Source organism: Motiliproteus sp. MSK22-1 (genome assembly GCF_001968815.1).
GTDB lineage: Bacteria > Pseudomonadota > Gammaproteobacteria > Pseudomonadales > Balneatricaceae > Motiliproteus.
Genome location: NZ_MIEQ01000097.1, coordinates 1 through 426 on the forward strand (window position 1 = coordinate 1; position 426 = coordinate 426).

1 protein-coding gene is annotated in these 426 nt (G+C 56.6%); it reads left to right on the forward strand.

Annotation, left to right across the window (positions count from 1 at the left end):
• Nucleotides 1-426: hypothetical protein (locus tag BGP75_RS27135; protein WP_198939546.1), on the forward strand; the 426-nt coding region annotated here is incomplete at both ends.

Below are 426 nucleotides of genomic sequence, written 5' to 3' on the forward strand. Positions count from 1 at the left end.
AGCACTGCCAGCAACAGCCTTTCCTACAGTGTCAGTGTCGTCGGCACTACCGCCACAGTTTCATTGTCGGGCGGCACACTCTCGACTGCAGCCACCCAGACCCTGGTGGATAACGTCAGCTACCAGAACAACAGCAACACTCCCTCCACCAGCAACCGGATGATTACTATAACCAGCCTGCAGGACAGTGGCGGCACGGCCAACGGCGGCGACGATACCGCTTCGCTGGCAGTCGCTTCGACGGTAACTATTGTTGGCGTCAATGACGAACCGACAATGACTGCCAACGCCAGCAACCCCACCTACACCGAGGGTGGTGCCGCCGCCAGTCTGTTCAGCGGTACCAGTGTAGATACCATTGAGAGCGGGCAGAATATTACCGGTCTCTCCTTTACCATCACCAATGTTACCAACGGCAGTAATGAA